Origin of the sequence: Gordonia bronchialis DSM 43247 (assembly GCF_000024785.1) — a bacterium.
GTDB lineage: Bacteria > Actinomycetota > Actinomycetes > Mycobacteriales > Mycobacteriaceae > Gordonia > Gordonia bronchialis.
Window position 1 is genome coordinate 3,672,965 of sequence record NC_013441.1, and the last position, 18,828, is coordinate 3,691,792.

The following is an 18,828-nucleotide window of genomic DNA, read 5'->3' on the forward strand; positions in this document are numbered from 1 at the left end:
GTTTCCGCCCGGGTTCACCGGGTCGGTGTCGTGGTTTCGGTGGTGCCGTTCAACCCGGGAATCGGGATGGTGAACTGCGGAAAACCCGGCGTGGTGGTGGTCGTCGGAGCCGACTGCCCGCGTCCGGTGGTGCCGTTCTGACCGGGTGCACCCGACTCGCCGGACTCCCCCGACGGTCCGGTCGACGGCCGGCTCGACGACGTACTCGGCGAAGTGGTCGTCGTACTCGGTTCGACGTAGGTCGGTGCGGTGCGCGTCGGCGTGGGACGCACGGGTGCGTCCTGCGGGTCGACCACGCCGTAGCGCTGCGAGGTGTAGCCGTAGAGGATCATCGAGCCGATGAACAGCAGCGCGACAATGGCGGTACTGGTACGAATCCGGGTCTTGTAGATGTAGCGCTTTCCCCAGCCGAATCGGCGCCAGCGGGATTCCGGTTTGCCTGACCCCCGGCCGGTGAGCAGCGGTCCGGTCGCAATCGGGCCCGTGGCGGTGGTGCGCTCTCCCCCCGTCTCGTTGGCCCCCGTCTCGTTGGCCCCCGTCTCGTTGGCCCCCGTCTCGTTGGCCCCCGTCTCGTCAACCGACGGCCGGTCGTCGGACGCGCGGTGCTTGGGATCGGTCATCAGTCATTCCCGCTGTTCGTCGAGCCCTGGTCGGCCATGGTCGCGGGCGGCCCACCGGCCGCGGTGACGTCACGACCCGGCGCCACCGTGATGCCCTCCCGCGCCAGCGCGCGCACGACGTTGGCACGCAGCGCGCGGCCCACCTCGAACTGCTTGCCGGGCAGCGTGCGCGTCACCATCCGGACGGTGATCGAGTCGAGTTCGAGGTCGATCACCCCCAGCGACGACGGTGCGTCGAGCAGCAGATCGTGCCAGCGCTTCTGTTCGTAGAATTCGCGGCCCACCCGGTCGAGGGTGTCGTTGACCAGACCGATCTCGGCCTCGGCGGGCACCGGCACATCGACCACCGCGCGCGCCCAATCCTTGGACAGGTTGGTCGCCTTGATGATCTGCCCGTTGGGCACGGTGATCACCTCGCCCTCGCTGGTGCGCAGCTTGGTGACCCGCAACGTGACGTCTTCGACGGTGCCGTCGGCGTCCTTGCCACCGGTGACGGTCAGACTCACCACGTCGCCGTAGCCGTACTGCCTCTCGGCGACCACGAAGAAGCCGGCGAGGATGTCCTGCACGATGCGTTGCGCGCCGAAACCGAGTGCCGCACCGATGACGGCGGTCGGGCCGGTGAGGGCTCCGAGTTTGAACCCGTACACCGACAGCGCATGCAGGATGACGATGATCCCGACGATGACGATCAGGGTCCAGGCGACCACGTCGACGAGCGCGCGACGATGCTTGGCGTCCTCGGTCTGCACGATGAGGTCGCTGTTGGTGAACCGCGAATCGACGCGCGAGGCGTACTTGTCGGCCGACCACCGGATGAACCGGATGACCAGGATGGCACCGAGAATCCACACGAGGACCTCGAGGCCCTTGGTGGCCAGACTCAGGTAGAGCCGGTCGATGAGCAGTTCGGTCGGGTTCTGCTGCTCGGCGCCGAGCAGCCACGTGTCAGGCGTCAGCATCCGCCATCCGCCACCGGATTCCGGCTTCGATGAACTTGTCGAGCTCGCCGTCGAGCACCGCCGACGGGTTGTTGTCCTCCACGCCGGTCCGCAGGTCCTTCACCATCTGATATGGATGCAGGACGTAGGACCGCATCTGGTTGCCCCAGCTGGAACCGCCGTCGCCCTTGAGGGCGTCGAGCTCGGCACGTTCCTCCTGGCGTTTCCGCTCGAGGAGTTTGGCCTGCAGCACGCGCATCGCCGACGCCTTGTTCTGCAGCTGGCTCTTCTCGTTCTGGCAGGTGACCACGATTCCGGTCGGGAGGTGGGTGAGGCGCACGGCGGAGTCGGTGGTGTTGACCGACTGCCCACCCGGGCCCGACGAGCGGTAGACGTCGACCTTCACGTCGTTCTCGTCGATGTCGATGTGGTCGGTGGTCTGCACCACGGGCAGCACCTCGACCTCGGCGAACGACGTCTGCCGTCGGCTTTGGTTGTCGAACGGACTGATCCGCACCAGCCGGTGAGTGCCCTGCTCCACCGACAGGGTGCCGTACATGTACGGCGCCTTCACCGCGAAGGTGGCGCTCTTGAGTCCGGCTTCTTCGGCGTAGGACGTGTCGTAGACCTCGACGCCGTAGCCGTGCTGTTCGGCCCATCGGATGTACATGCGCATGAGCATCAGCGCCCAGTCTGCGGCGTCCACCCCACCGGCGCCGGAGCGGATGTTCACCAGGGCGTCACGCTGGTCGTACTCGCCGGCCAGCATGGTCTTGACCTCCATCGCCTCGATGTCGGCGCGCAGGGCGGCACGGTCGGCGTCGGCGTCGGCGAGTGCACTGACCCGGTCGTCACCCTCCTCGGCTTCGGCGAGTTCGTAGAGGACGGGGAGGTCGTCGAGGCGCTGGCGCAGCTCGGAGACCTTACGGAACTCCGACTGCGCGTGCGACAGCTCGCTGGTCACCTTCTGCGCGTGTTCCTGGTCGTTCCACAGATCGGGGTCGGAGGCCTGCATCTCGAGCTCATCGATCCGACGACGCAACTCCTCGAGGTCGAGGACTTTCTCGACCGTCGTCAAGGTGGCGTCGAGGGATTCGAGATCTGCGGTCACGTCGGGATGCACGGTTATCCAGACTACCGACCGACCGTGCGATCAGGGATGCTCGAGTCCCGTTACGTCAGAAGCCCGGACCGTCGGCCGCCGATCCGAGCGAGCCGAACCGCCACGAGGTCGCCGCCTTGTGCGGTTTGTAGAGGACGTCGAGGTCGTCACCGATCTGTGGCCACGGACTGTTCTCACCGAGCACGAGCGTCCCGTACACCTCGGTCGGCGTGGTCTCGGGCCCGACGATGGTGCCCGACAGCGTACAGAATCGCTCCCCGCTCTTGTCCCCTTCGTCGGGTCGCTCGCTGACGCCGGTGATGGTGAACGTGCCCTGCACGAAGTTGGCCGCCTGGCCGGGTGTCAGTGGTCGGGGGTTACGCCCACGCTGCCATTGCACGACCAACGCCACCACGAGCGCCGCCAACAGAACAGTGAAGGTCACCGTGAGCCACATGGCGCCACCCTACCGAGACGGATGCGACATTCGCGACGTCGCGCGGCCGGCCCCGTCCGCGGGGGCGATACGCTACCCCGGTGTCCACGGATTCCGCAGATCTCGACGCCGACCTCCAACTCGCCCTGTCCCTGGCCGCATCGGCCGACGAGCTGACCCTCGCCCGATTCGGCGCGCTGGATCTGCAGGTGGATTCCAAACCCGATCTGACTCCCGTGTCCGACGCCGACTTGGCCTGTGAAACCCTTCTGCGTCAACGTATCTCGGCCCAGCGCCCCGACGACGCGGTCCTCGGAGAGGAATTCGGCGGTGATCAGGTCCTGACCGGCAGGCAGTGGGTGATCGACCCCATCGACGGCACCAAGAACTTCGTCCGCGGCGTGCCGGTGTGGGCCACGCTGATCGCGCTGCTCGTCGACGGCGTGCCCGCCCTCGGCGTGGTGTCGGCACCGGCCCTGCGCCGACGGTGGTGGGCCGCAACCGGTCTCGGCGCCCACGCCGTCTTCGACGACGACGATCCGCGGCAGATCCAGGTGTCGGCCGTCGGCGACCTCGGGTCGGCGAGCCTGGCGTTCTCCAGCCTGTCCGGCTGGGCCGACCGCGGTATCCGCGACCGGTTCGTCGCACTCACCGATGACGTGTGGCGGGTGCGCGGCTACGGCGACTTCTACAACTATTGCCTCGTCGCCGAAGGCGCGGTGGACATCGCGGCCGAACCCGAGGTGTCGCTGTGGGATCTGGCGCCGCTCGACATCCTGGTGCGCGAGGCGGGCGGCCGGTTCACCGCGCTCGACGGGACCCCCGGGCCCGCCGGCGGCAGCGCGGTGGCCACCAACGGCCTGCTGCACGACGAGGTGCTCGCCGCACTCGAGACATCCTGAGCCGAGATCGCCGGGGCAGGGCCTGTGATACCTGTCCATTCGGCTGGGCCGGGCCGATTCCGCAACAATCGGGCGCCCCGTCGTCCTACCGTCGATTCGTCAGAACAACGTCAGTTCGACGAAAGGAGACGCCGATGTCCGCATTTCCCGGCCTCGGCCACGTGGCGATCACCGTGTCCGACCTGCCCGCGAGCACCCGATGGTATGCGGCCCTCTTCGACGCCGACCCGGTGCTCGACGAGGACGAGGAGTCGGGGACCTTCCACCACACCGTGTTCGCCCTCGACAACGGGATGCTCTTCGGTCTGCACACGCACACCGACCCAGCGCCCGCGCAGTCCTTCGACGAGCGGTCGATCGGCTTGGATCACATCGCCTTTGCTTGCGCCCCAGCCGATCTCGACGGGTGGGTCGCTCGACTGGATGCGCTCGGGGTGGCCCACTCGGGTATCAAACACGCACATTACGGCTCGGGGATCTCCTTCCGCGATCCCGACAACATCGCGTTGGAGTTCTTCTCGCCGCCGGCCTGATCGCCGGTCAGATCGTCGGTCAGATTTCCGCGGCGGATTCCTTCGGCAGGACCCGGAATTCGGTGTCCGGGTTGCGCATCTCGTCCAGGCGCGAATTGTGCACCCCCGCTCCGGCGTCGGAGAGCACCGCCTGGTGAATCGGCACCGCGACCCGCGGGCCGACGCCGCGCAGATAGTCGACCGACTCCGACAGCTTCATCCAGGGCGCCGCGGCCGGCAGGGCGAGGACGTCGATCTTCTCGAACGGGATGTAGAACGAGTCGCCGGGGTGCATCAGTTTCCCGGGTTCGTCGTCGGTGCCCAGGATGTAGGCGACGTTGTCGATGACCGGCAGTTCCGGATGGATGACCGCGTGCCGGCCGCCGGTGACGCGGGCGGTCACGTTCCCGATCGCCACAGTGGTGCCGCTGTGCGCGGCTGTCCACTCGCCGGCCACGTCGTCACCGTTGAGCTGGGCGGTCGTCTGCGGATCGGCGACCCGCAGCGCCTTCGGGTTGGCGGCGACGAGGTCGGGCAGGCGCGCGACGTCGCAGTGATCGGGATGCTGATGGGTGATCAGAATGGCGTCGAGGCCCTCGATGCCCTCGAAACCGTGGGAGAAGGTGCCCGGATCGAAGAGCACCCGCGTTCCGTCGATCTCCACGAGCAGGCAGGAATGGCCGAAGTGAGTGATCTTCATGTCACCACTGTGCGCCCCGAAGTGCGTCCACGTCGACCACCCGCGGCCGCAGCGTCGTCCTCACGTGATGGTCGGGAAGATTCCCCAACCGACCGCGGCGTCGACGGCACGGAAGATGCCATACGCGATCCACACGGCGGCGACGGCGATCACCGGCCGGGCCCGTAACAGCACGCGGGCACGGTCGATCGGCGCACTACTGCGGGTCACCAGCGACCACACCGCGATGACGACGGCGACGGTAGTCGCCGCCAACGCGAGCGGACCGAAGGCGTTGAACGAGAAGGCAGCCGACACGTCGCCGTGCATCAGTGACACCCAGCTGCGGGTGAGTCCGCAGCCCGGGCACGGCAGACCGGTGGCGAGGCGGAACGGGCAGACCTCGGGACCCGACGACGCCCCGGCGGGTGACCAGATGCAGGCGATCGCGATCGCGGTGGTGCCCACCCCGGCGACCACAGCCGCGCCGGCGAGGCCCAGGCTCGGCGGGGTGCGACGGCCCGCACCGGGAACGGGAGTACCGTCGGGAAACCCCAGTTCGGCGGGCGCATCGGAAGTCACTCGACCAGGGTAGCGACCTCGACTCGCGTATTCATCGGTCAAGTGCGTGACAAGCTTCTTACTGTGGAGTAAGGTTCGGACTTACTGCCGAGTAAGATCGGTGTTGATTCCCGTCCACGCCCGACCGGGGTACCCCGAGAACAGCTGGTGAACATGACAACGCACACCGAACCGCGCGACACCTCCGCCGTCGGAAAGACCAAGCATCCCCGTAACTTCATCGGCACCGCCATGCGGGTGCTGACCACCGTGACCGGTTCCGAGTTCGCCGAGAAATATCAGATCCGCGAACCCATCAACCGCATCGCCTACCAGGCCACCAAGACCGGCTTCCAGACGCTGGGCGCCGCCAACCGTGCGTTCAAGGCAGCCCAGGGCGGATCGGGCAAGGCCAAGCGCCTCACCAGCACGCCCAAGGACTACTTCAACCTCACCCCCGACGACGAGCAACAGATGATCGCGGAGACGGTACGCGAGTTCGCCACCGAGATCCTGCGTCCGGCCGCCTACGACGCCGATGCCGCCGCCACCGCCCCCGAGGACATCCTCAAGCGCTCCGCCGAACTCGGCATCACCATGATCAATGTGCCCGAGGAACTCGACGGCGCGGCCACCGAGCGTGGCGTGGTGACCAACGCGCTCGTCGCCGAGGCCATGGCCTACGGCGACATGGGCCTGGCGCTGCCACTGCTCGCCCCGAGCGGCGTGGCGACCACGCTGACCAATTTCGGCAGCGACGCGCAGCAGCGCACCTATCTGCCCGACTTCGCCGGTGAGAGCGTCCCGCAGTCGGCCGTGGTGATCGCTGAGCCCAAGCCACTCTTCGACGCCTTCAACCTGGACACCAAGGCCACCCGCGTACCCAGCGGCTACCGCCTCAACGGCGTGAAATCCTTTGTGCCGTCGGCAGGTTCGTCCGAACTGTTCATCGTCGGCGCACAGCTCGACGGTAAGCCGGCGCTGTTCATCGTCGAATCAGACTCCAAGGGGCTGATCGTCGAGGCCGATCCCGGCATGGGTGTGCGCGCCGCCGGCATGGGCCGGCTGCTGCTGCGCGACGTCGCCGTGCCCGAATCCGCGCTTCTCGGTGAGGAACCGGGCGACGCGTCGTTCGCGGCCTACCGTGACGTCGTGCGGCTGTCTCGGCTGGGCTGGTCGGCGCTGGCCGCCGGTACCGCCAAGGCCGTCCTCGACTACGTGATCCCCTACGTCAACGAGCGCGAGGCCTTCGGCGAACCGATCTCCAACCGGCAGGCGGTGGCCTTCATGGTCGCCACCATCGCCACCGAGGTCGACTCGATCCGTCTGGTCACACTGCGTGGCGCCGCCCGTGCCGAGCAGGGTCTCTCGTTTGCCCGGGAGGCCGCACTCGCCCGTAAACTCACCATCGACAAGGGCCTGCAGATCGGCCTCGACGGCGTCCAGCTCCTCGGCGGCCACGGCTTCACCAAGGAGCATCCGGTCGAGCGCTGGTACCGCGATCTGCGCGGTGCCGGTATCGGCGAGGGCATCGTCGTCCTCTGACGCGAGCGATCTTCAGGAGCAACTGACATGAGCATCAATCTCGAACTGCCCAAAAAGCTGGGCGTCACCATCGATCAGGCGCATCAGGCCGCGGCCGAGATCTTCCGGCCCATCTCCCGCAAGTACGACCTGCGCGAACACGCCTACCCCGTCGAACTCGACACGCTGGCAAGCCTGTACGACGGTCTGTCGGAAACCGGCCAGGCCGGAGCCGGTGCCGATGCGGGACGCAGCCGGGAGAAGACAGCCAAACCCAAGCCCGAGGGCGCGATCGTCAACGGCGGCAACATGCAGTCCGTCGTCAACGTCATGGAGACCTCCTGGGGCGACGTCGGCCTGATGCTGAGCATTCCGTATCAGGGACTGGGCAACTCGGCGATCGCCGCGGTGGCCACCGACGAGCAACTCGAACGCTTCGGCAAGGTGTGGGCCGCGATGGCGATCACCGAACCGAGCTTCGGCTCCGATTCGGCCGCGGTCACCACCACCGCCACCCTCGACGGCGACGAGTACGTCATCAACGGCGAGAAGATCTTCGTCACTGCCGGGTCGCGCGCCACCCACATCGTGGTCTGGGCGACCGTCGACAAGAACCTCGGCCGCGCCGCCATCAAGAGCTTCGTGGTGCCGCGTGAACACCCCGGTGTCGAGGTCGTACGCCTCGAACACAAACTGGGCATCCGGGTTTCGGACACCGCGGTCATCCGCTTCGAGAACTGCCGCATCCCCAAAGAGAATCTTCTCGGGTCACCGGAGGTGGACACCAAGAAGGGCTTCGGCGGTGTCATGCAGACCTTCGACAACACCCGGCCGCTGGTCGCGGGGATGGCCGTAGGCGTCGCCCGCGCCGCGCTCGAGGAGTTGCGCCGCATTCTCGAGGAAGCCGGTATCGAGATCGACTACGACCGGCCGGCCGCCGATCAGCACGCTGCCGCAGCGGAATTCATCCGCATGGAGTCCGACTTCGAGGCGGCCTACCTGCTGACCATGCGGGCGTGCTGGATGGCCGACAACAAGCAGCCCAACTCTCTCGAGGCGTCGATGGCCAAGGCCAAGGCCGGCCGCACCGGCACCGACGTCACCAACAAGACCGTCGAATTGACCGGCACGCTGGGCTATTCGGAGCGTCTGCTGGTGGAGAAGTGGGCCCGCGACTCGAAGATCCTCGACATCTTCGAAGGCACCCAGCAGATCCAGCAGCTGATCATCGCACGTCGCGTGCTGAACAAGAGCAGCGCCGAATTGAAGTGAGCCCCACCTGAACTGATCAGGGTTCACCGACCAGAAGTGGCATGCCGGAAAGAGGGACCGGCATGCCACTTCTGTCGTTTACTTCCTCTGCTGGTCGAGCCACCCCTCCTGCTGGTTGAGCCGCCACGAGCCGCCCCATCTGCTGGTTGAGCCGCCACGAGCCGCCCCATCTGCTGGTTGAGCCGCCACGAGGCGCCCCATCTGCTGGTTGAGCCGCCACGAGGCGCCCCATCTGCTGGTTGAGCCGCCACGAGCCGCTAGGCGAGAGGCGTGTCGAAACCACAAGCGACACAACAGTATCCGCAACCACCAACCGATCACTCCCCAGCCGGCACCAACAACACCGGAATCCTCCGCTGCCCGATCACGCGACGCGCAACCGACTGCCCGAGCAACGAATCCACGTGGGACATCACTCCCCCACGCGGACTCCCGATCACCACCATCAGCGCCGAATACCGTTCGGCAACAGCGGTGATGAGATCGGCAGCCGAGCCGTGGCCACTGTGATACGTCCATGATGCGGGCACCTCGTCGAGCAGATGCCGTGCGGCCAGGGCGTTTTCGTCGACCGTCGCCGCGAACTGCTCGTTCCAGTCGGGGGCGTCGGGGTCGAGCGGTTCGTCGTCGAGGTCGACGATGTGGACGACGTGAATGTGCGCAACGAGCCGGTGCGCGAGCATCACCGCGAACCGGACCGCGGCGACGCTGTCGGGGTGTCGGTTCCAGCCGACGACGAGTGCGGCCTCGGCTCGTGTGGTCGGTTCGGGTCCGCGCCGGTGCCGCCGCAACGGCCCAGAGTCGTCGTACTGTCCGAAGTCGGTGTGAAGTCCGGTGTGACGTCCCATGTCCATCTCCTCAGATGATCCAGGCCAGCGCGAGTCCGGCCGCGCACGCCACCACCGACGCGATCACCGATCCCACGGCGTTGGCCACCGCGGCCAGACCCTCACGGCGTTTGGCGAGCCGCATCGTCTCGACGGAGGCCGTACTGAAAGTGGTGTAACCGCCGCAGAATCCGGTCCCCAGGATGGCCTGCCACTCCGATGGCGCCGAATGGTAGATCACCAGACCAGCGAGGAAACCCAGCAGCAGCGACCCGGTCACGTTGATGACGAGGGTGGCCCACGGGAAGGTCGTCGCACGCCGATGCTTGATCGCACCGTCCACCACGAACCGCGCCACGGAGCCCAGGGCCCCGGCCAGCAGGATGGCGACCACCGTCATGACACCACCCCGCGCTGCGCGCGATACAGCCGGCCTGCCACGACGATTCCCGCCCAGGCGCAGATCACGCCCAGCACCACGTTGGATACCACGTAGGCGATCCCGAGCCCGACCGCGCCGTGATGGCCAAGCTGAGTGGTTTCGAGCGCGAAGGTGCTGTAGGTGGTGTAAGAACCACAGAACCCGGTCCCCACGAGCACCCGGACGTTGCGCCGCCATCCGTCGTCAGGCCCGGCGAGGACGAGCACCTCGAGCAACGCACCGAGAATGAACGACCCACTGAGGTTGATCCCGAAAGTCGCCCACGGCCAACCGGTCCCGTAGGTCGGAAAAAGTTCTTCGAGCGCGTACCGCAATCCGGTGCCGACGATCCCGCCGAGAAACACGAGCGCAACGGCCCGCCACTGCAAATGTAGCGGTAGCGGCGCGGCGGCATCCGGGTCCACCGGTTCGCGCGCCGGATCTGCGTTCCCTTCCACGCCCACGACAACATCCTCTCCGTCAATCGGAACAGGAGCCATCAGCCGACATCGGCGGTTCGGAGGAAACCCTCCGGGCGGAGATCCATCACCCGACGATCACCCTATACGTCAAGTGACGACGAAGTACAGGATGATCAGGTAAACGGGCACCACCACGTCGAAGAAGAAGATCGGCCCCGCGTTGCCCGGTGCGAAGTTCTTGTGCACGATCATCTCTCGTACATGCCCGATCGCGGCGCCGAGGTAGAACACGGCGAAGGCGATGATGGTGGCGAGCCAGAACTGCGTGCCGAAGCCCGACGCCATCACACCGAGCACACCGGTCGCGAGGCTGGCCAGCCCGACCTCCCACTGCCAGGGCGTCTTCGCCGGCCAACCGATCGACTCGGCGATCGGCTCACCGAAGAACATGTGCCCGAACCCGGTCATCCACCCCTGCACACCGATCATCCAGAGGATCGAGTTCTCCAGTAGATCCCGCCCCAGATCACCACCGGGAGTGGCCGCGTCGAGAGCCGTCGACACGATGGTTCCGGCGATCCCGACAAACGGGATCAGCCGGATGGACAGGCGCAGGACTCGATCGAGCGACGACACCGAACCCGCTTCGGCCATCGCGTCACTCCCCGAGTTGCTTGGCCAACGCGGACAACACGTCCGGGTCCTCGATGGTGGACGGCACCGTGTAATCCTCGCGGTCGGCGATCTGCCGCATCGTCTTTCGCAGGATCTTGCCCGACCGCGTCTTCGGCAGGGCAGGCACCACGGTCACATCCCGGAAGGTCGCGACCGCACCGATCTCGTCGCGCACCATCGCCACCAGCTCGCCGCGCAGCACATCGGGTTCGATCTCCACACCCGCCTTGAGAACCACGTACCCGCTGGGGCGCTGCCCCTTCAGGTCGTCGTGGATGCCGATGACCGCACACTCGGCGACCGCCGGGTGCGACGCCACCACGGCTTCGATGCTGCCGGTGGACAATCGGTGCCCGGCGACGTTGATGACGTCGTCGGAGCGCCCGAGAACGAAGATGTAGCCGTCGGCGTCGATGTAGCCGGAGTCGCCGGTCAGGTAGTAGCCCGGGAAGGTAGTCAGATATGAACTGCGATAACGTTCTTCGTCATTCCACAGTCCGGTCAGGGTGCCCGGTGGCAGCGGCAGCTTGATGACGATGTTGCCCTCTTCACCGGGTCCGAGTGTCGTGCCCTCGGCGTCGACGATGCCCACGTCGTAACCCGGCACCGGGACGGTCGGCGATCCCGCTTTGAGCGGCATCTGTTCCAGGCCACGAAGATTCGCGGCAATCGCCCAGCCGGTCTCGGTCTGCCACCAGTGGTCGATGACCGGGACGCCGAGCACCTGACCCGCCCACGCGAAGGTGTCCGGGTCAAGTCGCTCCCCTGCCGCGAAAAGTGCTCGCAGCGAAGAGATGTCGTAGTTGGCGAGTTCAGCCGCGTCCGGATCGGCCTTGCGGATGGCCCGGATGGCGGTGGGCGCGGTAAAGAGCGCATTCACCTTGTGCTGGCCGATGACCCGCCAGAACGCACCCGCGTCGGGGGTGCCGACCGGCTTGCCCTCGTACATCACCGATGTCGCGCCGGCGAGCAGCGGCCCGTACACGATGTAGGAGTGCCCGACGACCCACCCCACGTCGGAGGCCGTCCACCACACGTCCGGTTCACCGTTTCCTGAGCCCACCCCCGTGATGCCGTAGATGTTGCTCATCGACCAGGTCAGCGCCACCGCATGCCCGCCGTTGTCGCGGACGACTCCCTTGGGTTTCCCGGTGGTTCCCGAGGTGTAGAGGATGTAGAGCGGATCAGTGGCGGCCACCGGCACCGCGTCGACGTCTTCGGCGTCGGCGACCAGCGCGTCCCAGTCCAACCAGCCGTCGTAATCGCCTGCTGCACCGGTGATCTCCGGTCGGTCCTTGACGATGACGGTACTCGGCGGCGTCGCCGACAGTTCGATCGCTCGGGCCACCATCGGCAGGTACTCGACGGTTCGCCCCGGCTCGACACCGCCCGACGCGGTGACGATGGCCACCGGCTCGGCATCGTCGATGCGGGTGGCGAGTTCGGGTGCGGCGAACCCGCCGAACACCACCGAATGGACCGCGCCGATGCGAGCATCGCGATCGCCGCCTCCGGGATCATCGGCATGTAGATCACCACGCGATCGCCGGCCGACACACCGCGGGCGGCGAGGACCCCGGCGAACCGCGCGACCTCGTCCAGCAGTTCGGCATACGTATACCGCTTCACCTGCCCGACCATCGCCGAATCCCAGATCAACGCCGTCCGGTCGCCGTTGCCGGCCGTGACGTGCCGATCGAGCGCGTTGTGGCAGGTGTTCAGAGTGGCTCCCGGAAACCAGCGGTAGATCGGCGCGGCCGACTCGTCGAGAGCAATCGTCGGCGGGACAACCCAGTCGACTCCCTCTGCGGCATCCAGCCAGAATGCCTCCCGATCGTCTCTGGCCTGCGCAAATGCGTCCGCGTACCGACCCATCGTCTTCTCACTCCCTCAGTTGGCCGCACACCCGGCACGGTGCGTCGTATCGCTCTGAGGTTATCGATGTGACCGTTGCCACGGCGTTGGTTCGTGAGCGCCGCGACCCGCGTGCCGAGATGATCCGATGTCAGTTGCGGTACTTCTCGACAACGTCGGCCGGTCGAACCTGCGCATCATCCGGGTCGGCGCCCGCATCACGTTTGGCCTGCCGTTGCCGCAGAAGATCCCAGCACTGATCGAGCGCCACCTCAAGATCCTGCAACCGAGCGGTCTCGTCCTCGCGGGAGACCTCGCCGCGCTCGCGCCGGGCGCGCAGGTCCTTTTCCTCGGCGATCAGATCGGTGATGTGGGCGTGAATGGACTTGTCGGTGTCGGCCATGAGTCCACGGTAACCGCGCGCGACGAGTCGGCATCAGCTTTCTTGCCCGGGAGCCGCCCGGTCCACGGCGTGAGCGACGCTGCCGAGGAACCGTCGAACCGTGTCGAGTTCATCCGCGGAAAACTCTCTGGTGACGGCCAGGACCCCATCGATCAGAGGGCCGAAGAACGACCAGCCGAGCTCTCGGGCGTCGCCACTCACCGCGATGGTGATCTTCCGCCGATCGGTGTCGTGACGGGCGCGCTCCACAAGACCTGCAGATTCCATGCGGTCCACCAACGCGGTGGCCGAGGCGCTGCTGATGCCGAGGTGTGCCGCCAGCCATCCCGGCGTCGCCTGCTGGCCCGCCCGCTCGCGATCGAGGAGTGCGATGAGCGCGCGTACATCGGTTGCGTGCATCCCGTGGCGGGCAGCGAAGTCCCCGCCGTGGAGTTCGACGGCGACAACTACGCGACGCAGATCGTGAACCAACCCCATCGCATCGTCCGCACTGTCGCCGGAGTCTGCGCGACTTGATGGCATGCCCACAGTCTTCCATCATCAACCTTCATGATCTAGTCTCTCGATAGTCGAGCTATTAGATGATCGAGGGAATGTGGCTGACCACGATATCGCCGACTTCGTCACCAGCGCACGTGGCGAGGAGTTCTTCACCGCATACGACTCATTGCTCGCGCGCTGGCCTGGCACTCAGTCGGTAGACATCCGCACCGAGTATGGACTGACACGCGTAAACATCTGCGGCCCCGAGACGGGCACAGCGGCGCTGCTGCTGCCGGGGTGGGGCGCAACGTCGATGGTGTTCACCGCGAACGTCGGAGCTCTCGCCGCAGCCGGATACCGGCCGATCGCGCTGGACTACCCGGGTGACGCCGGACGCAGCGTCGCATCATCCCGACGGCCCCAGAGCACCGACGAACTCCTCGATTGGCTCGCCATCGTCCTCACCGGCCTCGGTCTCGACAAAGTGCACGTGGTCGCGCACTCCTACGGCGCGATGGTCGCACTGGCCTTCGCCCTCAGTCGCCATCGCGATCGCGTGGATGGGCTCGTATTGCTCGAGCCCACATCGTGTTTCGCCGGTCTGCGAGCTCGATATCTGATTCGCGCACTACCCACGCTGGTCGGCGGCACACCAACCCGACAGCGTCGGTTCCTCGAGTGGGAAACCGAATCCAGCGAGCTCACCTCGTCAGACGTCGGCCGCGAGTCGCTCGCCCTCGCCTGCGCCGCAGCCGCGTTCCCGACACGACGACCCGCCATTCCGCGCCGTCCACATTCCACCTCACTCGCCCTCCTGGACGACCACAGGACGACGGTAATCCTCGCTCCACGCAGCAAGGCGCACAACGCCGCGTCCATTGCCAACCGGATCACCGTCGAGCTACCCGGGGCGCACGTCCTGACCATGTCGAGCGGCACCCACCATTCGTTTCCGATCGCGCCCGCTGACGAACTGAACGATGCGCTGCTGTCGGCAATCGATGCGAAGTTCGGGGGTCTCTGAGGGTGGGGCATCCCATACGGAGCGATGCCCCATCCTCAGAACCCCCACAAATTCGCATCCCCGTAAAGACCGTCGAATCCACGGTCCCGATCGGGGGACCAGATCTCAGTACAGGTGCGGCCGGAACGACTCTTCGGTGTAGTCGTCGGGGATCTCATCGGCGATCTCGGGCATCAGTCGCTTGGTGAGTTGCGCGAGCGACGCCACCGCGTCGGGCCGCCACGTGTCCGGTTTCCACAGCTCAGAGCGCAGAAACGCCTTGGCGCAGTGGAAGTACACCTCGTCGGTGCTGATCTCGACGGCCAGGATCGGACGCTGGTCACGCACGGCCAGGTCGTCGAAGTAGGGGCCGTCGTCGACGATGCGGGCGGTGCCGTTGATCCGCAGCGTGTCACCGCGGCCGGGGATCACCGAGATCGTGCCCACCCGCGGGTTGCTCAGGATGTTGAGATATCCGTCAACCCGTCGGTTGCCGGGACGCTCGGGAATGGCGATGGTGCGGTCGTCGATGACGTGCGCGATCTTGCCCGCCGGGTCGCCCTTCGGCGACACGTCGACCCGGCCGTCGGCGTCCGAGGTGGCGACAAAGATCATCGGGGTGGCGGCCAGCCATTCGCGATGCACGTCCTGCAGCCGGGTCTTCGCCTTCTTGATGACCGTCTCATGCGGGTCCCCGACGATGGCCCGTAGCTGCTCTTCGCTGGTGATGTGCACGGTGTCCATCATGCCGAAGCGCCGTGTCCATCATGCCGACACGGCAGCGACGTCACGGATGGGCCAGTCCGACCTGCGGAATCGTCGCCGGCCGCCGGGTCGCCACGGCGCCGGCACCGCGGCGGGCGCGCAGGTGCGTGGTGCCGTCGGTGACAACGAGCCCGATGTCGTCGTCAATCCGGCGACGCAGCGCGCGGGCGAGCCAACTCGGGCGGCGGTTCATCCCGACGACCACCACTTCGGCGCCCAGACGCGCTGCGACACCACTGAGCACGGTCACCGGATCGCCGAGGTCGGTCACCACCCGGACCGACGTCGCGCCGGCGCGGAGCATCGCCTCCCGCGCCGATCTCAGATGCTCGTCGGTGATGGCGGCATCGGTCAGCAGGTAGGCGTCGGCCTTCAGTGCGTCGTGCATGACGGTGGAATGCCCGAGGCGGTGTCGGCCGGTCGTGGCGGTCACCAGCACCACATCGAGGCCGGTGACCCAGTCGCGGGCCGCTTGGATCGCCTGAGTTGAGGCGTCGGAACCGTTGCAGCCCAGGATGATCGGGCCGTTGCCGGGTGGCCTGATCCAGGGGCCGAAGCTCTCCCAGCGGCGAGAGTGGTGCGGTGGTCGGAATGTCATGATGCGCTCCTGACTGGCGTCGGTGATCTCCTACCGAAAACGCTAGGGACGCATCAGCTCCGTATCTCCATGCCGCAGAAGGAACCCGAATCCACCCTGGGGTGGAGGCCAACGTCCACCGCCGGATTGATGTCTGTGCCGGTCAGCGGCCTATCCTGGAGTGGTGACGGGCCTCACAAGCGAACTGCGCCATCGCCTTGAACTCGCCGGCGGTGACTATCCACCGCTCTACCCGGTGGTGATCTTGACCGCGAGCGTCATCGTCACGATCGTCGCTGCCGCACAGCGCTTCCCATTCGACCGGCCCTGGTGGGTGCTGGCGGGACTCGGCTGCGCGGTGGTGACCCTGATCCTGGACTTCACGATCGCCACCAAGACCACTGCGTGCGCCCTGATGATCGTCGGCACCTCGTGTTTCCTGATGGACGCGGTGCCGACCGACGCCGCGCCCGTCCAGTTGGCGATCATCACGGCGATCTCGGCGGCGATGCAGTCCCTCCGGACCGGCCTGATCGTGTGTGCCACGTCGATGTCTGTGGTGGTGCTCTTCGGGATCTACGGTGGGCTGCAGGTACCGGTCTTCTACCTGTCGGCGATCGCGTGCGGTTGGCTGCTCGGCTACATGGTGCTCATCCAGCAACGCCTCGCCGACAACCGGGCTCGTGTGCTGCGGTCCCGCGCCGAGAATGCCGCGATGCAGGAGCGTCGGCGCATCGCCCGCGAGATCCACGACATCATCGCCCACTCACTGTCGATCACGATGCTCAATGTGACCGGTGCGCGTCGCGCGCTGGAGCAGGATGCTGACATCGACGACGCGGTCGATGCTCTTCGGGATGCGGAACGCCAGGGACGTCAGGCGATGTCGGAGATCCGCAACATCGTGCACCTGCTCGGCAGCGACGAGTCCTCCCCCGCGCCGACGCCGGGCGCCGACGACCTGCAGTCGCTGATCGACGACTACCGAAAGGCCGGGGTCGACGTCAGTTTCGATGCCCGGGGCGACGTCAGCCGGGTGTCGGCGACCGTCGGCACCGCGGTGTACCGGATCGCCCAGGAGTCGCTGGCCAACGTGGTGAAACACTCTGCGGCCCAGCGGGCTTCGGTCACCGTGTCGGTCGGGGACGACACCGTGGTGCAGGTGCAGAGTCCGTGTCCCACCGACCCGCACCCGAGCCGGGACGGAACCGGTATCACCGGGATGATGCAACGCGCACACCTGCTCGGCGGCACGCTGGAGGCCTCACGAACCGGCGACCTGTGGTCGGTGCGCGCGGAGTTGCCCACCCGCGCCGATGCTTCGGAGGTGACGGCGTGACCACGACCCGGCCCGACGAGACAGCCGCACCGGCCATCCGCGTGCTGCTCGTCGACGATCAGGAGCTGATCCGCACCGGGCTGCGGCGCATCCTCCGCGTCCGCGACGGGTTCCACATCGTCGGCGAATGTGCCGATGGCTCCGAGGTTCCCGCGGCGGTCGCCGAGCACTCCCCGGACGTCGTGGTGATGGATCTGCGGATGCGCAATGTCGACGGCATCACCGCCACCTCGATGCTCGCCGCGCTCAACGATCCGCCGCCGGTGCTGGTTCTCACCACCTTCGACGACGACAAGTTGCTGTCGGGTGCGCTGCGGGCGGGCGCGGCCGGCTTCATCCTGAAGGACTCCCCCGCCGAGTCACTGATCTGGGCGGTGCGTGCGGTGGTGCGCGACGGCGCGTTCCTCGACCCCGCGGTCACCGGACGCGTCCTCACCGGGTACCGGCGCAGCACGACCGGTGACATCGCCACGCCCGACGAACTGACCGAACGGGAGACCGACGTTCTGCGGCTGGTCGCGCGGGGACGCACCAACGCCGAGATCGCAGCGGGGCTGGGCATCTCCGAGGTCACGGTGAAGAGCCACATCAACCACATCTTCACCAAACTCGATCTCCGGGACCGCGCTGCAGCCATCGTGTACGCGTTTGACCATTCGCTGGTCCTACCCGAATACGATTGACCGGTCCGCGAACCACTCACCGACGATCGGGGCCCGGGTGCCGAAAATCAACATCTATGTGCCGGACGACCTCGCCGAGGAGGTGCGTTCGGCCGGTCTGCCCATCTCCCGCATCTGCCAGCAGGCGCTGCGCGAAGCGCTACGGGCACCCGCCGGGGGTGCCGTCGGGACGACGACGTCGCCGTTGGTCGACGCCGAGGATGTTCCGGTGGGCCTGCACGTGGCCGCGATCCTGGACCTCGCGGCCGAATCCGCCCGAGCCCGCGGATCGGCCGAGGTGTCACCGGCCGACCTGTTGCGCGGAATCGCCACCGAGGGTGAGAGTCTCGTGCTGCGCACAATCGAACAGTGCGGTGTGACCCGCGAGGCGATCATCGGCGAACTCGACACAGCCGCGGACCCGGGCAGGACACAGCCCGCGCGTGGATCGCGGCCGTTGGCCCTCGATGCCGATGCGGAGCGAGTCGTCGAGCAGGCAGTGGGTGAGGCGCGCACCATGCAGACACCGATGCTCGACGGCGGGCATCTGCTCGCCGCGCTGCTCGATGACACGACGCCGGCCGGGGAGTCGCTACGCGCGCTGGGCGTGGACAGGATCTTCACCACCGAGGTGTCCGGCGCCCTGCGTGGGGCCGTCGAGTACAGCCGTGTGACCGAACCCCGCCAGGACGCCTACCTCGTGGTCACCCTGACCGCGTTGGCCGCGCGCCTCGACCGCATCGAGACCGCCGTCGGGGTGTCCTCCACGGCCTGCGCCGACCGCTCGTCGGACCCGGACTTCAACTCCGAGCGAATATAACCCCACGATATAACCCCAGGCGGGCGTT

General features: G+C 67.0%; 22 protein-coding genes, 1 pseudogene and 1 riboswitch. Of the genes and pseudogenes, 8 read left to right on the forward strand and 15 right to left on the reverse strand.

The window, feature by feature from the left end; translation table 11 throughout:
- Positions 1-14: 14 nt before the first annotated feature.
- From GBRO_RS26560 to GBRO_RS17200, 4 genes are read right to left on the reverse strand one after another with little or no spacing between them, the layout of a single operon-like run.
- On the reverse strand, positions 15-620 hold the full coding sequence (locus GBRO_RS26560; RefSeq protein WP_012835162.1) for a hypothetical protein: 606 nt from the start codon (positions 618-620) through the stop codon (positions 15-17).
- Positions 620-1,582, reverse strand: coding sequence for a mechanosensitive ion channel family protein (locus tag GBRO_RS17190; protein ID WP_012835163.1), 963 nt, complete (start codon positions 1,580-1,582; stop codon positions 620-622). The genes GBRO_RS26560 and GBRO_RS17190 overlap by 1 nt, the downstream gene beginning before the upstream one ends.
- The gene (gene prfB / locus GBRO_RS17195) at positions 1,569-2,684 is read right to left on the reverse strand and encodes a peptide chain release factor 2 (RefSeq protein WP_012835164.1); all 1,116 of its coding nucleotides are present in this window, start codon (positions 2,682-2,684) and stop codon (positions 1,569-1,571) included. Before prfB ends, GBRO_RS17190 begins: the two co-directional genes overlap by 14 nt.
- A gap of 55 nt (positions 2,685-2,739) precedes the next feature.
- Positions 2,740-3,120, reverse strand: a complete 381-nt coding sequence (locus GBRO_RS17200) for a hypothetical protein (RefSeq protein ID WP_012835165.1) — start codon at positions 3,118-3,120, stop codon at positions 2,740-2,742.
- Between the two features lie 80 nt (positions 3,121-3,200).
- On the opposite strand from GBRO_RS17200, the gene hisN reads away from it, so the two are divergent.
- Entirely contained in the window at positions 3,201-4,001 is an 801-nt protein-coding gene (gene hisN / locus GBRO_RS17205) for a histidinol-phosphatase (RefSeq protein ID WP_012835166.1), read from the forward strand.
- A gap of 134 nt (positions 4,002-4,135) precedes the next feature.
- Entirely contained in the window at positions 4,136-4,534 is a 399-nt protein-coding gene (locus GBRO_RS17210) for a VOC family protein (protein ID WP_012835167.1), read from the forward strand.
- 19 nt (positions 4,535-4,553) lie between these two features.
- Here GBRO_RS17210 and GBRO_RS17215 read toward each other — a convergent pair whose 3' ends face one another.
- Together GBRO_RS17215 and GBRO_RS17220 are read right to left on the reverse strand one after the other, a co-directional pair.
- Positions 4,554-5,213, reverse strand: a complete 660-nt coding sequence (locus GBRO_RS17215) for an MBL fold metallo-hydrolase (protein WP_012835168.1) — start codon at positions 5,211-5,213, stop codon at positions 4,554-4,556.
- A 60-nt stretch (positions 5,214-5,273) separates the two neighbouring features.
- Positions 5,274-5,774 carry a DUF2752 domain-containing protein gene (locus GBRO_RS17220; protein WP_012835169.1) on the reverse strand — a complete coding sequence of 167 codons (501 nt, stop codon included), beginning with the start codon at positions 5,772-5,774 and terminating at the stop codon, positions 5,274-5,276.
- Positions 5,775-5,927: 153 nt separating this feature from the next.
- Between GBRO_RS17220 and GBRO_RS17225 the strand changes: the two genes are divergently transcribed.
- On the forward strand, positions 5,928-7,298 hold the full coding sequence (locus GBRO_RS17225; RefSeq protein ID WP_012835170.1) for an acyl-CoA dehydrogenase family protein: 1,371 nt from the start codon (positions 5,928-5,930) through the stop codon (positions 7,296-7,298).
- A 27-nt stretch (positions 7,299-7,325) separates the two neighbouring features.
- Complete coding sequence (locus tag GBRO_RS17230) at positions 7,326-8,549, forward strand: acyl-CoA dehydrogenase family protein (RefSeq protein ID WP_012835171.1); 1,224 nt, start codon at positions 7,326-7,328, stop codon at positions 8,547-8,549.
- Positions 8,550-8,866: 317 nt separating this feature from the next.
- On the opposite strand, the gene GBRO_RS17235 is transcribed toward GBRO_RS17230, so the two are convergent.
- From GBRO_RS17235 to GBRO_RS17265, 7 genes and pseudogenes are all read right to left on the reverse strand, one after another.
- A complete protein-coding gene (locus GBRO_RS17235) occupies positions 8,867-9,397 on the reverse strand; it encodes a universal stress protein (RefSeq protein ID WP_012835172.1) in 531 nt (176 codons plus the stop codon).
- Between the two features lie 10 nt (positions 9,398-9,407).
- On the reverse strand, positions 9,408-9,776 hold the full coding sequence (gene crcB, locus GBRO_RS17240; RefSeq protein ID WP_012835173.1) for a fluoride efflux transporter CrcB: 369 nt from the start codon (positions 9,774-9,776) through the stop codon (positions 9,408-9,410).
- Positions 9,773-10,297 (reverse strand): fluoride efflux transporter CrcB, encoded by a 525-nt coding sequence (gene crcB / locus GBRO_RS17245; RefSeq protein WP_052298295.1) that lies wholly within the window; start codon positions 10,295-10,297, stop codon positions 9,773-9,775. Before crcB (GBRO_RS17245) ends, crcB (GBRO_RS17240) begins: the two co-directional genes overlap by 4 nt.
- A riboswitch (Fluoride riboswitch) is annotated at positions 10,281-10,357 on the reverse strand. Its footprint overlaps the gene before it by 17 nt.
- A gap of 9 nt (positions 10,358-10,366) precedes the next feature.
- Positions 10,367-10,873: a DUF6790 family protein gene (locus GBRO_RS17250; protein WP_012835175.1), complete on the reverse strand. Its 507-nt coding sequence runs from the start codon at positions 10,871-10,873 to the stop codon at positions 10,367-10,369.
- 4 nt (positions 10,874-10,877) lie between these two features.
- Positions 10,878-12,769: pseudogene (locus GBRO_RS17255) on the reverse strand (propionyl-CoA synthetase).
- Positions 12,770-12,899: 130 nt separating this feature from the next.
- Positions 12,900-13,151: a DUF2630 family protein gene (locus GBRO_RS17260; RefSeq protein ID WP_012835176.1), complete on the reverse strand. Its 252-nt coding sequence runs from the start codon at positions 13,149-13,151 to the stop codon at positions 12,900-12,902.
- A gap of 33 nt (positions 13,152-13,184) precedes the next feature.
- Positions 13,185-13,673, reverse strand: coding sequence for a MarR family winged helix-turn-helix transcriptional regulator (locus GBRO_RS17265; protein ID WP_223374794.1), 489 nt, complete (start codon positions 13,671-13,673; stop codon positions 13,185-13,187).
- A gap of 73 nt (positions 13,674-13,746) precedes the next feature.
- On the opposite strand from GBRO_RS17265, the gene GBRO_RS17270 reads away from it, so the two are divergent.
- On the forward strand, positions 13,747-14,658 hold the full coding sequence (locus GBRO_RS17270) for an alpha/beta hydrolase (protein ID WP_012835178.1): 912 nt from the start codon (positions 13,747-13,749) through the stop codon (positions 14,656-14,658).
- 105 nt (positions 14,659-14,763) lie between these two features.
- On the opposite strand, the gene GBRO_RS17275 is transcribed toward GBRO_RS17270, so the two are convergent.
- Both GBRO_RS17275 and GBRO_RS17280 read right to left on the reverse strand, forming a co-directional pair.
- Entirely contained in the window at positions 14,764-15,372 is a 609-nt protein-coding gene (locus GBRO_RS17275; RefSeq protein WP_041920640.1) for an MSMEG_1061 family FMN-dependent PPOX-type flavoprotein, read from the reverse strand.
- Positions 15,373-15,424: 52 nt separating this feature from the next.
- Positions 15,425-16,000: a universal stress protein gene (locus tag GBRO_RS17280; protein WP_012835180.1), complete on the reverse strand. Its 576-nt coding sequence runs from the start codon at positions 15,998-16,000 to the stop codon at positions 15,425-15,427.
- Between the two features lie 160 nt (positions 16,001-16,160).
- Between GBRO_RS17280 and GBRO_RS17285 the strand changes: the two genes are divergently transcribed.
- The 3 genes from GBRO_RS17285 to GBRO_RS24780 are packed head-to-tail and all read left to right on the forward strand — an operon-like array spanning position 16,161 to position 18,800.
- Positions 16,161-17,318 (forward strand): sensor histidine kinase, encoded by a 1,158-nt coding sequence (locus GBRO_RS17285; protein WP_012835181.1) that lies wholly within the window; start codon positions 16,161-16,163, stop codon positions 17,316-17,318.
- Positions 17,315-18,001, forward strand: coding sequence for a response regulator transcription factor (locus tag GBRO_RS17290; protein WP_012835182.1), 687 nt, complete (start codon positions 17,315-17,317; stop codon positions 17,999-18,001). The genes GBRO_RS17285 and GBRO_RS17290 overlap by 4 nt, the downstream gene beginning before the upstream one ends.
- A 37-nt stretch (positions 18,002-18,038) precedes the next feature.
- Complete coding sequence (locus GBRO_RS24780) at positions 18,039-18,800, forward strand: Clp protease N-terminal domain-containing protein (RefSeq protein WP_012835183.1); 762 nt, start codon at positions 18,039-18,041, stop codon at positions 18,798-18,800.
- Positions 18,801-18,828: the final 28 nt, after the last annotated feature.